This window comes from Streptomyces antibioticus, from assembly GCF_002019855.1.
Classification (GTDB): Bacteria; Actinomycetota; Actinomycetes; order Streptomycetales; family Streptomycetaceae; genus Streptomyces; species Streptomyces antibioticus_B.
Window position 1 is genome coordinate 4,578,231 of sequence record NZ_CM007717.1, and the last position, 17,116, is coordinate 4,595,346.

Sequence of the window (17,116 nt, forward strand, 5' to 3'; positions counted from 1 at the left end):
GGCCCGGAGGACCGGCAACGGTGGTACCGGCGGCACCGGACGCACCGGCGGCACGCGGCTGACCCGGCGCGGAAAGATCCTCGCCTGGGGCGCGGGAGTGACCGCCCTGGTCGTCCTGGGCATCGGCGGCGTCGGGGCCTGGATCTACCAGGACCTCAACGACAACATCAGCTCCGCCGACGTGGACGACAAGCTCGGCGGCGACCGGCCCGAGAACCTCAGCCCGGGCTCGAAGAACATCATGCTGGTCGGTTCCGACAGCCGGGACGGCGCCAACGCCAAGTACGGCAAGGACCTGACCACCATGCAGTCGGACACGCTGATGGTGCTGCACATCCCGGCGGACCGGAAGTGGGCCGCGGTGGTGTCGTTCCCGCGCGACTCCTATGTGGACATACCCGCCTGCCAGATGGGCGGCGGCAAGACGTCCTCCCCGCACAAGGGGAAGATCAACGAGGCGTTCGCGATAGGCGGCATAAGCGGCGAGGTCGCCGAGGCGGCCGCGTGCAGCATCAAGACCGTCGAGGCCCACACCGGACTGCGCATCGACCACTTCATGTCGATCGACTTCTCCGGCTTCAAGGGCATGGTCGACGCGCTGGACGGCATCGAGGTCTGCCCCGAGCAGCCCATCAAGTCGGACAAGGCCAAGCTGAACATGAAGGCCGGCTGCCAGACCGTCGACGGCGAGACCGCCCTCGGCTACGTCCGGGTCCGCTACGGCGTCGGCGACAACTCCGACATCGGCCGCATCGGCCGCCAGCAGGAGTTCATGGACGCCCTCGCCGGGAAGGCGCAGAAGAAGCTCACCAGCCCCGACGCGCTGTACGGCTTCATGCAGGCCGCGACCAAGTCCCTCACCGCCGACCCCGACCTGGCCGGCATCAAGCAGCTCTACGGCCTGGCCGACGAGCTGAAGGGCATCCCGAGCGACCGGCTGTCCTTCCTCACCGTGCCCAACTACCCGCGCGAGGCCGACGTACCGACCGACAAGGCCAACGTCGTCTGGCAGTACCCGCAGGCCACCGACCTGTTCACCGCGCTGGCCCGGGACAAGGAGACGACCAAGGCGGAGCTGAAGGCGGACGTCGAGGACCTGCTGTACGCCTCCCAGGTGAAGGTCCAGGTCCTCAACGGCACCGGCATCGGCGGCCGCGCCGCCGCCGTCGCGGACAAGCTGCGGCTGGCCGGCTACACCGTCGCCGGCACGGGCAACGCGCCCGCCTCCGTGTCGAAGACGACCGTCACCGCCCCGCCCGGCCTGGAGCGGCAGGCCGCGGCCATCGCCTCCCGGCTGCCCGGCGTCAAGGCCACCACGGATCCCGCGGCCGCCGCCGGGGTCGTCACCCTCACCGTGGGGCCCGAGCTGAAGACCGGTGACGTGGCCTGACGTGCGAGGCGGGGCTTGCGCCGAGATCCCGGTCGTACTTATGATCAATCTCGTTGAGCCGGTCACCGGGACACAGAGAAACGGTGAACGCCCTCTGCGTTGGTGGTCCAAGTAAGACGCCCCGCTTCCTGCGGGGAAATGCAGGTGCAAGCCCTGCCCGGCGCTCCGGAAGAACGAGTCCCATCCCGTGTCAGGCGGGGTGGGACTCGTTCGTTGTGCGCGACTGTCAGTGGTGGGCCGTACGGTCGGGACATGATCGACGGGACACGGACATGGACGGACGTCCGGCGACGCGTGACGGAGCTGGGCGCGCGGCCGGCGAGCGGTGAGGTCTTCGGGGCGCACGGCCACGGGTGGGAGCTGGCCGACCCGCTCACCGAGGCACAGCTCACCGACCTGGAGACGCAGCTCGGGGTACGGCTGCCGGAGGAGTACCGCTCCTTCCTGCGGGAGGTCGGAGCGGGCGGCGTGGGCCCGGCGTACGGGCTCTTCCCGGTCCGGCGGGTGGACGGCCGCTGGCGCTGGGAGGGCGACGGCGCGGACCTCGCCGACCTCACCCTGCTGTCCCACCCGTTCCCCGAACACGGCCCGGACCCGGAGACGGTGGCCGCGCTCCTCGCCGAACGCCCCGACGAGGAGGAGTACGCGGACAGGGACGACCTCGACGCCTTCGACGACGCCTACGAGGCGTGGGAGGAACGCTGGTACGAGGGCCCGCTGTTCGCCCCCGAGCGCACGGCCGGGGCGATACCGATCTGCCACCTCGGCTGCGCCCAGCGCGAATGGCTCGTCGTCACCGGCGTCCACCGAGGCACCGTCTGGTCCGACCCCCGGGCCGACGACCTGGACCTCGAACCCCTCCACACGACCTTCGCCGACTGGTACCTGGACTGGCTGGAGAAGGCCGAGACGGAGACGGGGGAGTCCGCCGCGTCCACCCGGCGCTGATCGGTCAGCGGGGGTGGCCGAGGGCCTCCTCGATCAGTTCGACCGCCGCCGACGCCCCTCCCGCACAGGCGAGTTCGGACCGCAGGGCCGAGATTCCCGCCCGGATCCGCGGATCGGACGTCACCCGCCGTACCGCGTCACGCAGCGCCGCCGGGGTCGCCTCCTCGCGCGGGAGGTGCACGCCGAGCCGTAGGTCCTCAATCTGCCGGGCGTTGACCCGCTGCTCGGCCATCTGCGGAACCGCCACCATCGGGACGCCGTGGTGGACGGCCTCCATCGTGCCGCCCATCCCCGCGTGCGTGACGAACGCGTCCGCGTGGCCGAGGACGGCGAGCTGCGGCACCTGCTCGTGCACCTCGAAGTTAGCGGGGAGCGGGCCGAGTTGGGACACGGGAACCCCCTGGCCCACCGCCATCACCACATGGTGGTCGCCGTCCGCGAACGCCTCCACGCACGCCCGGTAGAAGTCCGGCCGCCGGGTGAACTGTGAGCCCAGGGAGATCAGCAGCACCGGCGCGCCCGGGTACGGCGGCTGCCAGGACCCCTGGTACGAACGGTCGTCCAGAGCCGGACCGACGTAGGCGACCCGCCGCGCCCGCACCGTCTCCGGGCGGCGCTGGAAGGCCCGGGGCAGCGTGGCGACCGCGTACGGCGGGGCCTCGGTCCGCCGGATGAGGGCGCTGTCCAGACCGCGTTCCGTGAAGGCGGCCGCGAGGGCGGAGTAGCCGGGCAGGGCGGTCAGGTCCGGGGTGCCGTCGAAGAGTTCCGGGATGATGCCGTCGTAGTTGAGGTGGGTGGGGGAGAAGAGGACCGCCGGGATGTCCCACTGCGCGCCGAGGACGAGGCCCGCGAAACCGTAGACGTCGTGGACGATCAGGTCGGGCCGGTCGCCGGCCCAGGCACGGGTGAGCGCCGGGAGGGAGCCCAGGGAGACATGGACGGCCAGGGCCAGGCCCTCGGACAGCCGCTCCGGAGGCTCCGAGCCGTCGCCCCGGTCCACCGGGTACAGCACCGGCTCCGCGCCCGCCGCCTTCACCGGGTGCACGAAGTCCTCGGTGATCGCGTAGGTGACCCGGTGGCCCCGCCGTACGAGCGCCTCGACCACGCCCAGGGTCGGGTTGACGTGCCCCTGCATCGGCAGGTTGACGAAGGCGATGTGAGAGGGACTCGTGCCAGACACGTTGCGAGGGTCCTGTCCTGTGCGGGGTACGGCGTGCGGGTGCGGTGCGCGGCTCTGCTCAACGACCCGTCGGACCCGTCCGTGACCCTCCCGCGCCGAAACGTCACTCCATCAGGGAGCACGGGCCCCCGCCGCGTTGACAGCGTGACCGGCGGCCCCGTACGGCAGTTGAGGTGTCCGGACCTCACGACAGGAGCCGCCCATGCCCGGAGCCGGAGCACGCCTGCCCTTCATGGAGGAGGGCATGGCCCGTTGGCCGTTCGGCCCGCCCAACGCCGGGGTCGCCCTGGACTTCACGGGCACCCCGCCCACCCCCGCCGAACTGCGGAACCTGGTCGCCGAGCGATGGGCCGGCGTGCCCCGGCTGGGGCAGACGCTGGTCCGCGACCGGCGCGGCGCCCGCCGGCACCGCTGGCTCCCGGCGGACGCCCACGGCCACCGCGCTGATCCTTCCGAGCACCTCCGCCACGACGACGTCACGCTCCCCGACGCCGTCGGCACCTGGTTCCACACCCCCTTCCCCGACGGCCGCCCGGCCTGGGACCTCCACCTCCTGCGCGGCACCGCGGACGGCGACTTCACCCTGCTGTTCCGGATGCACCACAGCCTCTGCGACGGCCGCTCCGTCACCACCCTCCTGCGCGCCCTCCTCGACGGCGCCCCGCCCGTGGACGTCCCGGCGTCCCTCGCGGAGCCAGGACCGCTGCGGCGCACGCCCGTCGGCGGTCCCGGCGTGTTCACCGTCGGACTGCCGGTGCCCCTCCCCGCCAAGGGCGACCGCGCACCCGCGTACACGGTTGTCCGCCTCCCGCCCGACGAGGTCCGGGCCGCACGGCTCGCGCACAGCGCCGACGGGCACCGCGGCGCCACGACCAACGAGGTGTTCCTCGCCGCCGTCTCGGGCGTCCTGCGGTCCTGCCTCCTCAGGGGCCCAGGCGCCGACCCGGACGGCGCCTCCCGTCAGGTCTGGCTCTCCGTCCCCGTCGACCAACGCCCGCCGGACAACGGCGACTTCCTCGGCAACGCCTTCACGAACGTCCGCGTCCCGGCGCCCGTCTCCCTCCCCGACCCGGCCGCGCGGCTCGCCGCCTGCGCCGGACTGCTCACCACCACGATCCGACGCCGTAGCGCGGTGGAACGGCTCGTCGAGGGCCTCGTCACGGCCCTCCCCGGCACCACCGCGGCGCTGGCCCGCGACCGCCTCTTCGCCCCCGACTACGCTCCCGCCGCCTGTAGTTACGTCCATCTGCGCGAGGGCGGCCGCACCCTCGCCGGACGCCGGCTGCGCGCGGTGAACCTCGTGCCGATGATCCCGCCGGCCGACACGGTCACCTTCGCGCTGGGCGGCTGCGCCCGCGGCCACACCCTCAGCGTGACGACCAACTCCGGTGCCGAGGACGCCGAGTTGCTGGCGGAGGAGTTCCTGCACGAGCTGCGCTCGCTCGGACGGTCCGGCAGCGGCGGGTGCTACGTTCCCGGTCCATGAACGACAACGACGACACGGTGTACGTCGGCAACGCGGGCAAGGACGCCGCCCTGGACCGGGGTTGGCTCCTCGGCCACTTCAAGGACCCCGCCGATCCCCGGCACAGCGAGGACGTCGAGATCAAGTGGGGCGTCCACCCGCGCGGCGACGAGCGCGCCCACTGGGTGACCGGCGAGGAACGCACCGCCCTGCTGGTCCTCGTCAGCGGCCGCTTCCGCGTCGAACTCCCGGGCCGCACCGTCCTCCTCGCCGAACAGGGCGACTACGTGGTCTGGGGCCGGGGCGTCGGCCACTCCTGGTACGCGGAGGAGGAGTCGGTCGTCCTGACCGTGCGCTGGCCGTCGCTCCCCGGATACGCCACGAGCCCCTGAACCGAACGCCGAGGCGTCACCCCCCGGCCGCCCGCAGCCGCGCGATCCTCCCCCGCACCCGCCGCACACCCGCCAGCACGGCCCGCAGCGGGTCCTCCTGCGGACAGCCGGCCCGGATCTGCCGCCAGGCGGGCCGCGGGCACGGCCCCTGCGGGTACTCCTTGAGGAACTTCCGGTACGGCACCTCGCGCGGCACCGGACCCAGCTCCATCCAGTGGTCCTTCCCGGAGCGCACGTCCCAGCCGTCGTTGGGCAGCCGGACGAACCCGGCCCGCCCGTCCTTGTTCTGCGAGGTGATCTGGAGGACCCGGGCGTGCGCCGGGCCGCGTCCGACGACCACGCAGTAGTGCTGCGCCTCCTCGTCACGCTCCCGGAACGGCACCAGCGCCAGCCACACCTCACCGGGCTGCGGCCGGCCGCGCTCCCAGCGCCGCAGCAGCCGCCGGAAGGCGAACGCGGTCGCCCCCGCCGCCAGGCTCTCGGCGGCCGCCAGCAGATTCCAGTACTCCGTGCCGAACTGCTGCCGCACCGCCAGCGCCGCCGCGACGCACAGCCCGAGGAGCAGCACCGCCCGCCCGGCCGCCGCCCACAGCATCCCCGGCCTGCGACGGCCCGACGTCCACACGACCACCAGCGCCGCCAGCAGCGAACCCAGGGTCAGCAGCGCGGTCTCGCCGATGCCCAGTTCCTGGGGCGGGGTCTGCGCCGCCAGTAGATCGTGCATCCAGACCGGGAGGACGAGGAACTCGCCGACGACGACGAGGAACAGCACGACACCCAGACAGCCGAGCACGGCCGACCCTCCTGAACTGCGCGATCACAGACGGACGTTGACGCGCGGTCGCGGCGCCCTCCCGGACCGTACCGGCGGGCGGGGAGCGCCCACGTCGGTAGAACTACGTAACCGCTTACGGGGTTCCGGTCGGCAGGTCAGGGGGCCCGATACGGCAGGCTGGGGCCGTGAGCGACTCCAGTGATCACCTCTTCGTCAAGATCTGCGGGCTGAAGACCGAGCGGGACGTGGACACCGCCGTCGAGTCCGGCGCGGACGCCGTCGGGTTCGTCTTCTCCGCCAGCCCGCGCCGGATCGACCCCGCGACGGCCGCACGGCTGTGCCGGCGAGTGCCGGAGCACGTGCTGACGGTCGGCGTCTTCCGCGACGAGCCGCTGGCCGACGTCCGGTCCGTCGCCGCCGAGGCGGGCATCAGGGCCGTCCAGCTCCACGGCTCCGAGGGCCGGGAGTACTACGACGACCTGGGCGCCGGCGGCTGGACGCTGATCCGCGCGGCGGCGTTCGGCGACACGGTGCCGCGCTGCGGGGAGATGGGCGAGGACCTGCTGCTCCTCGACGCGCCGGTGCCGGGTTCCGGTGTCGCCTGGGACTGGTCCGGCGGCCCCGCGCCCGCCCCGGGCGAGAAGTGGCTGCTCGCCGGCGGTCTCACCCCGGAGAACGTACGGGCCGCCGTCGACGCGGCCCGCCCCTGGGGCGTCGACGTCTCCAGCGGCGTCGAGGCGACCCGCGGTGTGAAGGACCCGGCCCTGATCAGATCGTTCGTGGCGGTGGCGCGCGGCGGCGCGTGACGCCACGGCGGGCGATCTTACGGGGACCGCCGCACAATGTGGGTGGCGGAACTGCGTCGGGCGCCCGGGAGGTCGGTGAGATCCATGCCGCCTACGACCTCGCAGGGACAGGGAGAGCAGGGGCAGGGAGAGCTGGGACAGGGAGAGCAGGGACTGGGGGAGTCCGACGCCGTACGCGATGTCGTGGGGCGTCTGCTCCTCGCCTACGACTTCCTCGACACCGCCACCGTCGAGGCGGCGGTCCGGGACGCGTACGAGGTCTTCCGGGACGCCCGGGTCCGCGCCTTCGTCCCGATCCTCACCGAACGCCGGGCCCGGGCCGCCCTCGACGCGTACCGAGCGGGAGCGGGGGATCAGCCCTTGGCGCCCCGGCTCCGCTCCTCCGCCCGCGCGATCGCCTCCGCCTCGGTCTCGGCCAGCGCGATGGCGAACCCGAACGCCTCGGCGAGATGACCGGCGGCGGACATCACGCGCGCGGTGCCCACCACGGGGGCGATCGCGACCAGGACGTCCTGGAGCCGCTCGACCGTCATCCCGGCCTTGATCGCGGGATCGATGTGGGCCAGGTACGACACCGCCGGGGCGTCCATCGCCACGAGGGCCGCGAGCCGGGTGACGATCAGCGTCTCGTCGTCCAGTCCGCACCGTTCGAGCGAGTCGACGGTCATGGCGGCGAGCGTTTCGAGGACGGGCGCCTCGGAATCAGTGGCCATGGGGAGACCTTCCTGTGCGTGCTCCGGGGGATGCATCGGCGATGCCCCTAAACCGTACGAGGGGTCCCGGACGCCCGCATTTCAGGCCCGGCGGGGATCCCGGCTCAGCGGGGCTGGGCGATGTCGACCATCCACGGGATGCCGAAGCGGTCCTTGCACATGCCGAACACATCGCCCCACATCTGCTTCTCCAGCGGTACGGACACCGTGCCGCCGGCGGACAGCTTCTCCCACCAGCCGCGCAGTTCGGCGTCGTCGTCACCGCTCAGGCTCACGGAGAAGTTGTCGCCCGCCGTCTGCTCCATGCCCGGCGGCGTGTCGGCGCCCATCAGGGTGAACCCGCCCGGGGTCTCCAGCATGCCGTGCATGATCTGGTCGGCGTGCGGGGTGCCGGCCTGGCCGAAGTCGCCGAAGGTGTTGAGGTTCAGCGTGCCGCCGAAGACCTCCTGGTAGAACTCCAGCGCCTGCCGGGCGTCGCCCGAGAAGCTGAGGTAGGGGTTGAGTCGCGAGGCCATGAGAATCTCCCTGAACGGTGCATATCGGGCTGATGGGACGGACAGTAGCGCGCCTCTCACGACCCGGCGCGCTCCGCGAGCGTGTGGGCGACGAGGGCGTTGGCGTGACCGTGCCCGAGACCGTGCTCGGACTTCAGCCAGGTCACCAGTTCCATGTGCCGGGTCAGCGGCGAGGCGCGGATGAGGTCCTTCCACTCGGCGACCGGCCGGCCGTACTTCTTCTCGATGGAGGGGAAGTAGCTCGCGGGGCCCTTCACGGCGTCGGTCATGGCAGCGGTTCTCCCGTCGGTGGCGATGTCGGTCGTTCCGTATGACCGGCGCGCGAGCGGGAACTCATCGGTGGAGAGAGGAGACGTTCGTGGATCTGGACCGCGCGCTCGCCGTCGCCACGGAACTGGCCGCCTGGGCGGCGGAGACGATCCGCGACGCCGGGACCGGCGCCCCGTACGGTGCCGCGTCGGTACGCCAGAAGGACGGCCCCGCCGACATCGTCACGGACACCGACGAGGCGGTGGAGACGCACGTCAGGAGGGTGCTGGCCGAGGCGTTCCCCGGACACGGGATCGTGGGCGAGGAGTACGGCACCACGGAGGGCCGCCCCGACGCCCCGCACTGGGTGGTCGACCCGGTGGACGGTACGACCAACTTCGCGCACGGCCTCGGCTGGTGTTCCTTCTCGCTGGGCCTGGCCGCGCCCGACGGCGCACCGCTGCTGGGCGTGGTGGCGGATCCGTGGCGCGGCGAGACGTTCACCGCGGTCCGCGGCCGAGGCGCCCGTCTGAACGGCGCCCCGGTGCGCGCCGCCGGTCATACCACGCTGACCGGCCATGTCTTTCTCACCGAGTGGGCCGCGCACGCCCACTGGCCGGGCATGGACGCGCTGCTCGCGGAACTGGCGGCCCGCCACTGCACCGTGCGGGTGATGGGCTCGACGGCCCTGTCGCTGGTCCAGGTGGCGGCGGGACGGGCGACGGCGGCGGCGATCGGTGAGTTCCACCCGGTCGACGGGCTGCCGGCCCTGCTGATCGCCCAGGAGGCGGGCGCGCTCGCGCTGCCCGGCCTTCCCGCCTACGACGAGCCCTTGCTGCTGTCGGCGCCGGGCGCGGCGGAGGAGGCGGCGCGGGTCTGGTCCCGCTGTCGGCCCCGCTGACTCCGTCCGGTGGGTTCGGGCGCTACCGATCCCGGGTCAGGCCACGCCCCTGCCGGAGACCTGTCCCGGCGCGTCGTCGGGCGCGAAGGTCTCGTCGTCCCCGAAGTCGGGGGCCTGGAAGGGGTCGGTCGCCGGAGGCGGCAGCACTGCCGTGGAACGGTGGTGTGCGCCTTCGACGGCGGAGAACAGCGAGGTCATCTCGATGGGAGGACTCCCTTTTCGTGTGCGTGGTGCGGTGGAACGGTCAGAGCTTGGTCATCTTGGCGTACGGGCTCAGGATCCGTTCCTGCGCCGAGCCGAAATCGACGAGGGCCGCGATTCCGTCCTCGATGCCGATGACCCGGCCGAGGCCGTACATGTCGTGGGTGACCTGGTCGCCCACGGCGAAGTGCTTGGGCGCCGGCAGGGCCGGAGCCTTGAACGGGCTGGTGGGCAGATGGCGCTTCGGAGCAGCAGGCTTAGTCATTGACCCCAGTATGCGCCCGGAGGGGTCCCGTTGGCTCCGGTCGACCACATCACAGGTTCGGCACAAACCCGGACGCCGCAGGTCGGCGCCGGTTGCCGCCGGATGAGCTGGACACGGCGGCAACCGGGTGTCGCGGGCCGAGCGGCCCCGCGCGGCGTGCGGCTCATGGCCGAACCGTCCTGCCCGACGGGGCGCGGTGGGTGTTTCCGGCCCGCTCCCCCACCGGGTGCACCTCGTGCGGTGTTCCACACGCGGGAACCGGATCTCATCCGTCGTCGCCGTCGGACTCCCGGCCGCTGTCGAAGCCTCTGCCGTCGAAGTTTCTGCCGTCGAAGTCTCTGTCGAAGTCCGCCTCGAACTCCGCCTGGGCGAGCGCCAGCATGTGCGTGGCGGTCAGGGCGTTCAGCGGATCGGAGGCCGTGGCCAGCAGCCAGGTCGCCGCCGCGAGGGATTCGCGGGGCGGGATGACCAGTAGCTGACGGCGGTCCGCGGTGCCGTAGTGGAGGGCGATGGCGTGCGCCTCGGCGTCGACGGCCGACAGGGCCACCTCGACGACCCGGCCGGGCGCCCGCACCGTACGCGGGGCGTCGGGCCAGGCGACGGCGTCCACGGTGACCCGTACGACGGCCCCGAGGCCCGGGGCCAGTGAGCCGAGCAGCGCGGGCAGCTCCAGTTCGAGAAGGTCGCAGCGCGGCCACCAGGCCCCGTCCAGCGGGCCCCGGCCGCCGCCGGAGCCCGGGGCGAGGGCCAGCCGGGCCACGGGCATCCGATAGGTCCGTGCGCGGTACGGCGAAGCACCCTCGGCCGGCGTGCCGGTGACGTCCGTCATGCGATCCCGTCCTGGGCGGCCCGTGGACCGCCGGTCTCCGTCGCTCGCCGGGAACGGCACCGCCGTGGTCGCGCTGCGCGAGATGCTCTCGGTGCCCCCAAGCCTACGACGGGGGCACCGGCCGACGACGGCCGGAACAGGCCGCCGCGATCCGCACGGCCCGTCCGGATCCACGCGGGCCGTCCGGATCCGCACGGCCCGTCCGATCCGCACGTGCCTCACTGGTCCGAGTAGCCGATGTCCCCGATCGTCCAGGCGCTCACGTCCTCCAGCGCGACGCGGTACATGCCCCCCGAGTCGGGGATGCCGAAGCTGCCCTGGAGGATGCGGGCCACATGGAAGTGCAGGTGAGTGGGTTCCTTGTCGCCGCGGGAGGGGGTGAAGGCGGTGGCGAACCGCCCCAGGTGATCGGAGTCCCGCAGGACTTCGGCCACCCGCTCCTTCCACAGGGCCTCGGGGGCGAGCCGTCCCGTGATGACGGCTCCCGGAACCACCACGGTCAGGGACATCTGGCTGCTGTGCCGCGACTCCACCATCGCGGCGATCGCGACGAGCAGGTCGTCAGGGTGCGTCATACCTGAACAGCCTAGTCACAGAGGAAGGCTGAGGACGCCCAGGGCATAGCCGTGCTCGTCGACGACGGGCGAGACGTCCTGGGTCCGCACCCGCATGGCGTCCTCCGCCTCGCCGAGCACGGTCGCGGACGAGGTGAACGGCCCGCGGTCGAGCGGGATGTCCCGCAGCCGGGTGCGGTCGCTGTACCAGGAGCCGCCGCGGTGGGCGGCGAGCTGGGCCCGCGTGACCAGTCCCGCGCACCGGCCGTCGTCGTCCCGCAGGAGCAGGTGCGGGACGCGTGCGCCGATGAGGACGGACAGGGCCACGTCGACGGTCATGTGGTCGTCGACCTGCGGGCCGAGGGCGTACATGGCGTCACGGGCGGTCAGGCCGGTGCCGTCGATGGTCGCTGCGGCAGGCGGTGCGTGGGTCGTGGTCGGCGTCAAGAGCTTCTCCTCTGCGTCGGGGCGGGACGGGGCGGGCCGGACGTCGGTCCTGGGTCGGCCGGACCGGGGAGCGGCCGTGCCGGGCGCTACGGGGTGTCCCTCGGGGCGGGACGCCGGGTCCGGGCCGCGGTCCGCGTGCCGCCCGCGCCACCGCCGTTGCCGCCGCTGCCGTTGGCGCCACTGCCACCACGGCCGCCGTTCGCACCGCGCCCGCCGCCGCCACCGCGACCGGCGGCCCGTGCCCTGCGGCTGCGCCCGGATCCCGCGCGCTCGCTCCGCCCGCCGGCGGACGGCGTGGCGGGCGCGGTGACCGTGACGGGCACCCCGGAGGGGGTGCGGGCGCCGGTGATGCGGCTCAGCTCGGCCTCGCCGGGGCGGACCCGGGCGGTACGTGCCGTGATGCCGGCGTCGGCCATCAGCCGGTCCATCGTGCGGCGCTGGTGCGGCAGGACGAGGGTGACGACCGTGCCGGACTCGCCGGCCCGTGCCGTACGGCCGCCGCGGTGCAGGTAGTCCTTGTGGTCGGTGGGCGGGTCGACGTTGACGACGAGGTCGAGGTTGTCGACGTGGATGCCGCGGGCGGCGACGTTGGTCGCCACCAGGACGGTGACATGGCCGTCCTTGAACTGCGAGAGCGTCCGGTTGCGCTGCGGCTGGGACTTGCCGCCGTGCAGCGCCGAGGCCCGCACGCCGACCGACAGCAGGTGCTTGGCCAGCCGGTCCACCGCGTGCTTGGTGTCCAGGAACATGATCACTCGGCCCTCGCGGGCGGCGATCTCGGTCGCGGCGGCGTGCTTGTCGTCCTCGCGCAGGTGCAGCAGATGGTGCTCCATGGTGGTGACGGCGCCCGCGGACGGGTCGACCGAGTGCACCACCGGGTCGTGCAGATAGCGCCGCACCAGGAGGTCGATGTTGCGGTCCAGGGTGGCCGAGAACAGCAGCCGCTGGCCGCCGTCGGCGACCTGGTCGAGCAGCGCGGTCACCTGCGGCATGAAGCCCATGTCGGCCATCTGGTCGGCCTCGTCGAGGACGGTGACCTCGACCTGGTCCAGCCGGCAGTCGCCGCGCTCGATGAGGTCCTTGAGGCGGCCGGGCGTGGCGACGACGACCTCGGCGCCGCCGCGCAGCACGCTCGCCTGGCGGCCGAGGGACATGCCGCCCACGACCGTGGCGATCCGCAGCCGCAGGGCGCGGGCGTACGGGGTGAGCGCGTCGGTGACCTGCTGGGCCAGTTCCCGGGTGGGGACGAGGACCAGCGCGAGCGGCTGACGGGGCTGGGCCCGCCGTCCGTCGAGCCGGGCCAGGACGGCGAGGCCGAAGGCGAGGGTCTTGCCCGAGCCGGTGCGCCCGCGGCCCAGGACGTCCCGGCCGGCCAGCGCGTTCGGCAGGGTGGCCGCCTGGATCGGGAAGGGCACGGTCACGCCCTCGGCGCCGAGGGCCGCCAGCAGCCGTGCGGGCATGGCGAGTTCGGCGAACGTCTCGACCGCGGGCAGCGGTTCGGTGAGGGTGACCGGCGGGGCGAACTCCTGCCGGCGGGCGGAGGCGCCGGGCCGTCGGCCGCTGGAGCGGCCGGTGCCCGGGCGGGAACCCTGCCGGCCCGGCTCCTGGGCACGGGAGCGGCCGACGCGGGCCGATCCCGCCGTACGGGTGGAACTGCGGTCGGTGCGGTCGGCGCGGAGGCGGTCGGAGCCACCGGTTCGGCGGGTGCGGTTCATGGGGGAACCTTCCTCGATGCGGCGTATCGAGGAATTCCGGTCGGCGGCGGAGGCCGCGCCGAGAATCACAAGAATGAGCCGGGTAAAAAGCGAAGGCCGAGTCACGCGGCGTGAAGAAGCCGGGTCGGCGATTGAGCGGGAAACCCGCGAGCCCCTGCGAATGAGGGGCCTCCGGGACGTCAGCGGCGTCGACGACGCACGGGACGGCCGGGAAAACAACTGACTGGGGCCCGCACCCCAATGGTGCGGGCCCCAGTCACAGGATGTTCGCGTCAGCGTCAGGCGGGAACGATGTTCTCGGCCTGCGGGCCCTTCTGGCCCTGCGTGACGTCGAAGGTAACCTTCTGGCCTTCCTGAAGCTCACGGAAACCAGACGTGGCGATGTTCGAGTAGTGGGCGAACACGTCCGGGCCGCCACCCTCCTGCTCGATGAAGCCGAAGCCCTTTTCCGAGTTGAACCACTTCACGGTGCCAGATGCCATATTGAATCTCCCTTGGGGGGCAGTGCCAGAACCCGCACTTTGCGGATCCGAGTCGCCGCGATGATCACCCCTCCGGAAAGATCCGGAAAGCTCTGCAAAGAAAACAAATCTCTGGTAACCAAAACTGCAACTGCTATCACGCTAACACAGGTCGCCCGGCGGGCCCCAGGATTTTTCGGCACGGGTCGGGGAATGTCATCCGGCCGGCTCTGGCGTATCTGTAACGGCCGGACTAGATATTCGCGCGGTTCTCGTCGAGCCGCCGGCGCATGTCCTGGTTCTGCCGGAGGGCGTCGTCGAGCTGGTCCTCCAGTGAGACGATCCGGCACGCGGCCTCGATGGGCGTGCCCTGGTCGACCAGCTCGCGGGCGCGGGCCGCGATGCGCAACTGGCGGCGCGAGTACCGGCGGTGGCCGCCCTCCGAACGCAGCGGGGTGATCAGTTCGGCCTCGCCGACCGCCCGCAGGAAGGCGGGAGTGGTGCCGAGGAGGTCGGCGGCCCGCCCCATGGTGTACGCGGGGTAGTCGTCGTCATCGAGATTCCCGGCGGCCGGGGTCTTCTCAGCGGGCATGGCACCTTCGTTTCGGGGACCTGCCCCAACCCTAACTCCGCAGGGTACGAAAAGGTGTCGTCAGCGTGACAGGATTTCGTGGATGTGCGCACATCCAGGTGATCGGCACGCCGCGTGCTCCTGATCAGCGCGGCGTGCCCCTGGTCAGCGCGCCGGGTGGCTGCGGGCGCGCCGTGCCCACACCGTCACGGCGAGAACCACATCGACCACCAGCAGCGCGATGCCGACGGCCAGCAGCCAGCCCAGACCCTCCGCCGCCACGCCGATGATGCCGAGCACGACGGCGACGAGCAGAAGCAGCAGAAACGTCACCAGCAAGCGGACCAGCTCCTCGGGCTGTGCGGGTTGCTCGGGTGATCAGCGGCGGGCGAGTTGACGTTCACCGTTGACCCCCGGCCGGTACGCCATGTCGTAGTAGAGGAAGACCGACTCCTCCTGCTCCGCGGGCAGGATGTCGTCCGTCCCGATCGAGGGGGCCTTGCGGACCTTGCCCTTGCCGTGCGGGACCCTGAGGTAGTCGGGTCCGAGGACGGCGTCGTCGAGCGGGACGAAGACCAGGCGCTGGCGGGTGGGCAGGCCGGTGCGGACCGTCGCCATGGCCGGCTCGTCGGTGGCCGTGTCCACGTAGACGGCTTCGAGGACGCCGATCTTCTTTCCCTTGGCGTCGACCACGTCGTGGTCCCGCCACTCCCTGACGTCCGCGGCATGCATCATGTGCGGTCCTCCGTGATGGTGTCGGTGTCGGTGGGTTCTGCGCGGGTGACGGCGAGGATGTGCTCGGCGTTCTCCCGGTTGTCGGCGCGGGCGGCCTGCGCCATCGCGGTCCGTGCCGCGTCGGGCGGGGTGTCCGGCGGGACGACGAGCAGCGAGAACAGGTCCTGGTCGCCCCGGGTGACCATGACCGTGTCGTCACCCACCGGCGACGCGTCGATGTGGACGACGCGGTCGTCGACGACGAGCCGGGTCGGCAGCCCGTCCCAGGCGGCGGAGTCCAGTCCGACCCGGACGACGGGCCCGAGGTGTTCGGTCAGCACACTGATCAGACCGGGCAGTTCGACGGCGACATCACGCGAGCGCGGCCACCACGCGCCGTCGAGGACACCCCGGCGGTCGGCGGTCGTCTCCAGCCGCAACAGGGCCGTCCCGGGGCGTACGGAGGTGTGCACGCCCTCCGAGAGGAGTCCCGTGGCCGGCGGCGTGGACCGGGCGGGCGGGGCGGACCGGGCGGGCGGGGCGGGCGGGGGATCGGTGCCGGGCACTGTGCTCACCTGCCTGTCTCGTGGGGCGCGGGGCGTGCGGCCTGGAAGCCGAGGTCAGCCGGGTTCGTCGGTGTGCGAGCGGCGGGCGTGGGAGCGGCTGGTGTCCAGCCAGTCCGAGGGCGCGGAGGGGAGGTCGTCGGCGGTGCGGGTGTCGACCGTCAGATGGAGCAGGGTGCCGCGGCCGTCCGGGCCCGTGGGGTAGCTGCGCGGTTCGTCGCAGGCGAAGACCTCGCGCAGGACGAGCGCGACCCGCCGGGCGACATCGGGGTCGGCCGCGATGATGCGTACCTCGGCGAGACCCTCGTCCTCGGGCGGGTTCTCGGGGAACGCGGGGGCGCCCGCGGCCGTGCCGGTGCCGTCGGCGCCGTCCGAGTGGCCCGGCCGTGTCGCGTGCGTGGACGTCACTGCGTTCTCCTCTGCCGCCGCCCCCGGTATGTCCACCGTACTCCCGCCCCGTCCCGCCCGACTCGTCCTGGCGGGCCGCACGCGGGAGTACGGTGAAGTGGCCGAGGGCTCTTCGCGCGCCCGCTCCCACGCGGCGCCGTTCTCGGCGAACCACGACGCCGGGCCGGCTCTGTCCGGACCTGGGGCAGGACGCGCCACATGACCGTGAACGTGCCCGGCCGGAGGGGCCCGCAGGGGCCGTCGCCCCTGGAAGGGGAGCGCATCCGCCCCCTGTCCCGATGGCAGATCGAGGACCGGCTGGCGGAACTGGGCGACCTGTACGCGCAGACCGCCGGCGGCGATTCGCGGGCCTGGAACCACGATCGTGAACTGTTCCTGCGCCGGCTCGCCGGTGAGGTGCAGCGGCCGGGCTTCGCCCTCCTCGTCGCGGAGCGCAGCGTGCCCGGGACCCCGGCCGGCGGGGAGAGCGCCGTCCTGGCGGGGTGCGCGTACGGCTTCCCGGTCCGCGCGGACGGCCCCTGGTGGCGGGGTCTGGACGGGTACCTGCCCCGGGACGTGCTCGGGCTCGCCGCCTCCGGAAGGCTCTTCGCGATCTCCGGGCTCGTGGTCCACTCGCGGGTGCGCACCCACCATCAGGGCCTCGACTGGAACCTCGCCCGCCGTCTCCAGCGCCGCCTGCTCGCCGACCACACGGCCGGCCTCGCCGACCGCGCCGACGGTACGGGCGCCGTCGACGTTGTCCACGTTGTCGACGACGTCGACGTCATCGGCGTCCTCGGTGTCACGCTGGTGGAGCGCGACGACGCCATGACGCTGCGCGCCCTGCGCTCCTGGGGCTGGCGCTCCGTCGCGCCCGACGCCTCCGTTGCCCGCGACATGCTCCGCTACGCGCCGTGCCGGGCGCTGGTCCTCGGCCCGTGACCGGCTGACGCGGGGGCCTGGTTCCCCGGTTCCCCGGTTCCCCGGTTCCTGGGTTCCTGGGGCGGGGGACGGGCACGGCTTTCCTCACCGGCACGGCCCTGACCTGGGCCGCGGCGGTGCGTCGTCGCGGGCC

General features: G+C 72.9%; 25 protein-coding genes. 8 read left to right on the forward strand and 17 right to left on the reverse strand.

Translation table 11 applies throughout. The annotated features are described in order from the left end of the window. The first annotated feature begins 58 nt into the window (after positions 1 to 58). Positions 59 to 1,390 carry an LCP family protein gene (locus AFM16_RS20695; RefSeq protein WP_435837650.1) on the forward strand — a complete coding sequence of 444 codons (1,332 nt, stop codon included), beginning with the start codon at positions 59 to 61 and terminating at the stop codon, positions 1,388 to 1,390. Between the two features lie 252 nt (positions 1,391 to 1,642). Beyond that, entirely contained in the window at positions 1,643 to 2,338 is a 696-nt protein-coding gene (locus tag AFM16_RS20700) for an SMI1/KNR4 family protein (protein WP_078634227.1), read from the forward strand. Between the two features lie 4 nt (positions 2,339 to 2,342). Here the strand turns inward: AFM16_RS20700 and AFM16_RS20705 are convergent, their stop codons facing one another. Next, positions 2,343 to 3,518 (reverse strand): macrolide family glycosyltransferase, encoded by a 1,176-nt coding sequence (locus AFM16_RS20705; RefSeq protein WP_143648409.1) that lies wholly within the window; start codon positions 3,516 to 3,518, stop codon positions 2,343 to 2,345. A gap of 202 nt (positions 3,519 to 3,720) precedes the next feature. On the opposite strand from AFM16_RS20705, the gene AFM16_RS20710 reads away from it, so the two are divergent. Both AFM16_RS20710 and AFM16_RS20715 read left to right on the forward strand, forming a co-directional pair. Next, positions 3,721 to 5,004, forward strand: a complete 1,284-nt coding sequence (locus AFM16_RS20710; RefSeq protein ID WP_078634229.1) for a wax ester/triacylglycerol synthase domain-containing protein — start codon at positions 3,721 to 3,723, stop codon at positions 5,002 to 5,004. After that, positions 5,001 to 5,375, forward strand: coding sequence for a cupin domain-containing protein (locus tag AFM16_RS20715; protein ID WP_078634230.1), 375 nt, complete (start codon positions 5,001 to 5,003; stop codon positions 5,373 to 5,375). Before AFM16_RS20710 ends, AFM16_RS20715 begins: the two co-directional genes overlap by 4 nt. 16 nt (positions 5,376 to 5,391) lie before the next feature. On the opposite strand, the gene AFM16_RS20720 is transcribed toward AFM16_RS20715, so the two are convergent. Continuing rightward, positions 5,392 to 6,168 (reverse strand): hypothetical protein, encoded by a 777-nt coding sequence (locus AFM16_RS20720; RefSeq protein ID WP_078634231.1) that lies wholly within the window; start codon positions 6,166 to 6,168, stop codon positions 5,392 to 5,394. 167 nt (positions 6,169 to 6,335) lie between these two features. Here AFM16_RS20720 and AFM16_RS20725 point away from each other — a divergent pair, with 167 nt between their 5' ends. Both AFM16_RS20725 and AFM16_RS20730 read left to right on the forward strand, forming a co-directional pair. Continuing rightward, a complete protein-coding gene (locus AFM16_RS20725) occupies positions 6,336 to 6,956 on the forward strand; it encodes a phosphoribosylanthranilate isomerase (RefSeq protein ID WP_245177749.1) in 621 nt (206 codons plus the stop codon). 84 nt (positions 6,957 to 7,040) lie between these two features. After that, entirely contained in the window at positions 7,041 to 7,409 is a 369-nt protein-coding gene (locus AFM16_RS20730) for a three-helix bundle dimerization domain-containing protein (RefSeq protein WP_143648411.1), read from the forward strand. Here AFM16_RS20730 and AFM16_RS20735 read toward each other — a convergent pair. The 3 genes from AFM16_RS20735 to AFM16_RS20745 all read right to left on the reverse strand — a co-directional run bounded on the left by AFM16_RS20735 (position 7,310) and on the right by AFM16_RS20745 (position 8,453). Further along, positions 7,310 to 7,669 carry a carboxymuconolactone decarboxylase family protein gene (locus tag AFM16_RS20735; RefSeq protein ID WP_030781776.1) on the reverse strand — a complete coding sequence of 120 codons (360 nt, stop codon included), beginning with the start codon at positions 7,667 to 7,669 and terminating at the stop codon, positions 7,310 to 7,312. The genes AFM16_RS20730 and AFM16_RS20735 overlap by 100 nt on opposite strands. A 104-nt stretch (positions 7,670 to 7,773) precedes the next feature. After that, positions 7,774 to 8,184, reverse strand: a complete 411-nt coding sequence (locus AFM16_RS20740) for a VOC family protein (protein ID WP_078634234.1) — start codon at positions 8,182 to 8,184, stop codon at positions 7,774 to 7,776. A 56-nt stretch (positions 8,185 to 8,240) separates the two neighbouring features. Further along, positions 8,241 to 8,453 carry a DUF4287 domain-containing protein gene (locus tag AFM16_RS20745; RefSeq protein ID WP_078634235.1) on the reverse strand — a complete coding sequence of 71 codons (213 nt, stop codon included), beginning with the start codon at positions 8,451 to 8,453 and terminating at the stop codon, positions 8,241 to 8,243. Positions 8,454 to 8,494: 41 nt separating this feature from the next. Between AFM16_RS20745 and AFM16_RS20750 the strand changes: the two genes are divergently transcribed. Beyond that, entirely contained in the window at positions 8,495 to 9,334 is an 840-nt protein-coding gene (locus AFM16_RS20750) for an inositol monophosphatase family protein (RefSeq protein WP_078634236.1), read from the forward strand. Positions 9,335 to 9,370: 36 nt separating this feature from the next. On the opposite strand, the gene AFM16_RS39420 is transcribed toward AFM16_RS20750, so the two are convergent. The 12 genes from AFM16_RS39420 to AFM16_RS40495 form a co-directional block, all read right to left on the reverse strand. After that, the gene (locus AFM16_RS39420) at positions 9,371 to 9,532 is read right to left on the reverse strand and encodes a hypothetical protein (RefSeq protein WP_167797225.1); all 162 of its coding nucleotides are present in this window, start codon (positions 9,530 to 9,532) and stop codon (positions 9,371 to 9,373) included. Positions 9,533 to 9,578: 46 nt separating this feature from the next. Then, on the reverse strand, positions 9,579 to 9,800 hold the full coding sequence (locus AFM16_RS20755) for a hypothetical protein (protein WP_030781792.1): 222 nt from the start codon (positions 9,798 to 9,800) through the stop codon (positions 9,579 to 9,581). A 265-nt stretch (positions 9,801 to 10,065) separates the two neighbouring features. Next, positions 10,066 to 10,629 (reverse strand): DUF5994 family protein, encoded by a 564-nt coding sequence (locus AFM16_RS20760; RefSeq protein ID WP_063754111.1) that lies wholly within the window; start codon positions 10,627 to 10,629, stop codon positions 10,066 to 10,068. 218 nt (positions 10,630 to 10,847) lie between these two features. Then, the gene (locus AFM16_RS20765; protein WP_030781798.1) at positions 10,848 to 11,204 is read right to left on the reverse strand and encodes a GvpU-like protein; all 357 of its coding nucleotides are present in this window, start codon (positions 11,202 to 11,204) and stop codon (positions 10,848 to 10,850) included. Between the two features lie 15 nt (positions 11,205 to 11,219). Continuing rightward, positions 11,220 to 11,555: a CBS domain-containing protein gene (locus AFM16_RS20770; RefSeq protein ID WP_051780160.1), complete on the reverse strand. Its 336-nt coding sequence runs from the start codon at positions 11,553 to 11,555 to the stop codon at positions 11,220 to 11,222. A gap of 161 nt (positions 11,556 to 11,716) precedes the next feature. Beyond that, the gene (locus AFM16_RS20775; RefSeq protein ID WP_078634237.1) at positions 11,717 to 13,345 is read right to left on the reverse strand and encodes a DEAD/DEAH box helicase; all 1,629 of its coding nucleotides are present in this window, start codon (positions 13,343 to 13,345) and stop codon (positions 11,717 to 11,719) included. A gap of 278 nt (positions 13,346 to 13,623) precedes the next feature. Beyond that, the gene (locus tag AFM16_RS20780) at positions 13,624 to 13,827 is read right to left on the reverse strand and encodes a cold-shock protein (RefSeq protein ID WP_005483357.1); all 204 of its coding nucleotides are present in this window, start codon (positions 13,825 to 13,827) and stop codon (positions 13,624 to 13,626) included. Positions 13,828 to 14,059: 232 nt separating this feature from the next. Beyond that, positions 14,060 to 14,398, reverse strand: a complete 339-nt coding sequence (locus tag AFM16_RS20785; protein ID WP_030781806.1) for a MerR family transcriptional regulator — start codon at positions 14,396 to 14,398, stop codon at positions 14,060 to 14,062. Positions 14,399 to 14,542: 144 nt separating this feature from the next. Then, positions 14,543 to 14,716, reverse strand: a complete 174-nt coding sequence (locus AFM16_RS39425; protein ID WP_167797115.1) for a hypothetical protein — start codon at positions 14,714 to 14,716, stop codon at positions 14,543 to 14,545. Positions 14,717 to 14,755: 39 nt separating this feature from the next. Next, positions 14,756 to 15,112, reverse strand: coding sequence for a PRC-barrel domain-containing protein (locus tag AFM16_RS20790; RefSeq protein ID WP_030781808.1), 357 nt, complete (start codon positions 15,110 to 15,112; stop codon positions 14,756 to 14,758). Continuing rightward, positions 15,109 to 15,657 (reverse strand): DUF5994 family protein, encoded by a 549-nt coding sequence (locus tag AFM16_RS20795; RefSeq protein ID WP_370628142.1) that lies wholly within the window; start codon positions 15,655 to 15,657, stop codon positions 15,109 to 15,111. Before AFM16_RS20795 ends, AFM16_RS20790 begins: the two co-directional genes overlap by 4 nt. Before the next feature lie 54 nt (positions 15,658 to 15,711). Further along, a complete protein-coding gene (locus AFM16_RS40495; protein ID WP_306293478.1) occupies positions 15,712 to 16,062 on the reverse strand; it encodes a hypothetical protein in 351 nt (116 codons plus the stop codon). A 198-nt stretch (positions 16,063 to 16,260) separates the two neighbouring features. On the opposite strand from AFM16_RS40495, the gene AFM16_RS20805 reads away from it, so the two are divergent. Next, on the forward strand, positions 16,261 to 16,983 hold the full coding sequence (locus AFM16_RS20805) for a hypothetical protein (protein ID WP_051780123.1): 723 nt from the start codon (positions 16,261 to 16,263) through the stop codon (positions 16,981 to 16,983). Positions 16,984 to 17,116: the final 133 nt, after the last annotated feature.

What these genes read in the sequence shown, in the direction of transcription:
- AFM16_RS20700 (WP_078634227.1), top strand. Translation starts at nt 1,643, where the DNA reads ATGATCGACGGGACACGGACATGGACGGACGTCCGGCGACGCGTGACG.
- AFM16_RS20710 (WP_078634229.1), top strand. Translation starts at nt 3,721, where the DNA reads ATGCCCGGAGCCGGAGCACGCCTGCCCTTCATGGAGGAGGGCATGGCC.
- AFM16_RS20715 (WP_078634230.1), top strand. Translation starts at nt 5,001, where the DNA reads ATGAACGACAACGACGACACGGTGTACGTCGGCAACGCGGGCAAGGAC.
- AFM16_RS20730 (WP_143648411.1), top strand. Translation starts at nt 7,041, where the DNA reads ATGCCGCCTACGACCTCGCAGGGACAGGGAGAGCAGGGGCAGGGAGAG.
- AFM16_RS20735 (WP_030781776.1), bottom strand. Translation starts at nt 7,669, where the DNA reads ATGGCCACTGATTCCGAGGCGCCCGTCCTCGAAACGCTCGCCGCCATG.
- AFM16_RS20740 (WP_078634234.1), bottom strand. Translation starts at nt 8,184, where the DNA reads ATGGCCTCGCGACTCAACCCCTACCTCAGCTTCTCGGGCGACGCCCGG.
- AFM16_RS20745 (WP_078634235.1), bottom strand. Translation starts at nt 8,453, where the DNA reads ATGACCGACGCCGTGAAGGGCCCCGCGAGCTACTTCCCCTCCATCGAG.
- AFM16_RS20750 (WP_078634236.1), top strand. Translation starts at nt 8,495, where the DNA reads ATGACCGGCGCGCGAGCGGGAACTCATCGGTGGAGAGAGGAGACGTTC.
- AFM16_RS39420 (WP_167797225.1), bottom strand. Translation starts at nt 9,532, where the DNA reads ATGACCTCGCTGTTCTCCGCCGTCGAAGGCGCACACCACCGTTCCACG.
- AFM16_RS20755 (WP_030781792.1), bottom strand. Translation starts at nt 9,800, where the DNA reads ATGACTAAGCCTGCTGCTCCGAAGCGCCATCTGCCCACCAGCCCGTTC.
- AFM16_RS20760 (WP_063754111.1), bottom strand. Translation starts at nt 10,629, where the DNA reads ATGACGGACGTCACCGGCACGCCGGCCGAGGGTGCTTCGCCGTACCGC.
- AFM16_RS20765 (WP_030781798.1), bottom strand. Translation starts at nt 11,204, where the DNA reads ATGACGCACCCTGACGACCTGCTCGTCGCGATCGCCGCGATGGTGGAG.
- AFM16_RS20770 (WP_051780160.1), bottom strand. Translation starts at nt 11,555, where the DNA reads ATGTACGCCCTCGGCCCGCAGGTCGACGACCACATGACCGTCGACGTG.
- AFM16_RS20775 (WP_078634237.1), bottom strand. Translation starts at nt 13,345, where the DNA reads ATGAACCGCACCCGCCGAACCGGTGGCTCCGACCGCCTCCGCGCCGAC.
- AFM16_RS20780 (WP_005483357.1), bottom strand. Translation starts at nt 13,827, where the DNA reads ATGGCATCTGGCACCGTGAAGTGGTTCAACTCGGAAAAGGGCTTCGGC.
- AFM16_RS20785 (WP_030781806.1), bottom strand. Translation starts at nt 14,398, where the DNA reads ATGCCCGCTGAGAAGACCCCGGCCGCCGGGAATCTCGATGACGACGAC.
- AFM16_RS20790 (WP_030781808.1), bottom strand. Translation starts at nt 15,112, where the DNA reads ATGATGCATGCCGCGGACGTCAGGGAGTGGCGGGACCACGACGTGGTC.
- AFM16_RS20805 (WP_051780123.1), top strand. Translation starts at nt 16,261, where the DNA reads ATGACCGTGAACGTGCCCGGCCGGAGGGGCCCGCAGGGGCCGTCGCCC.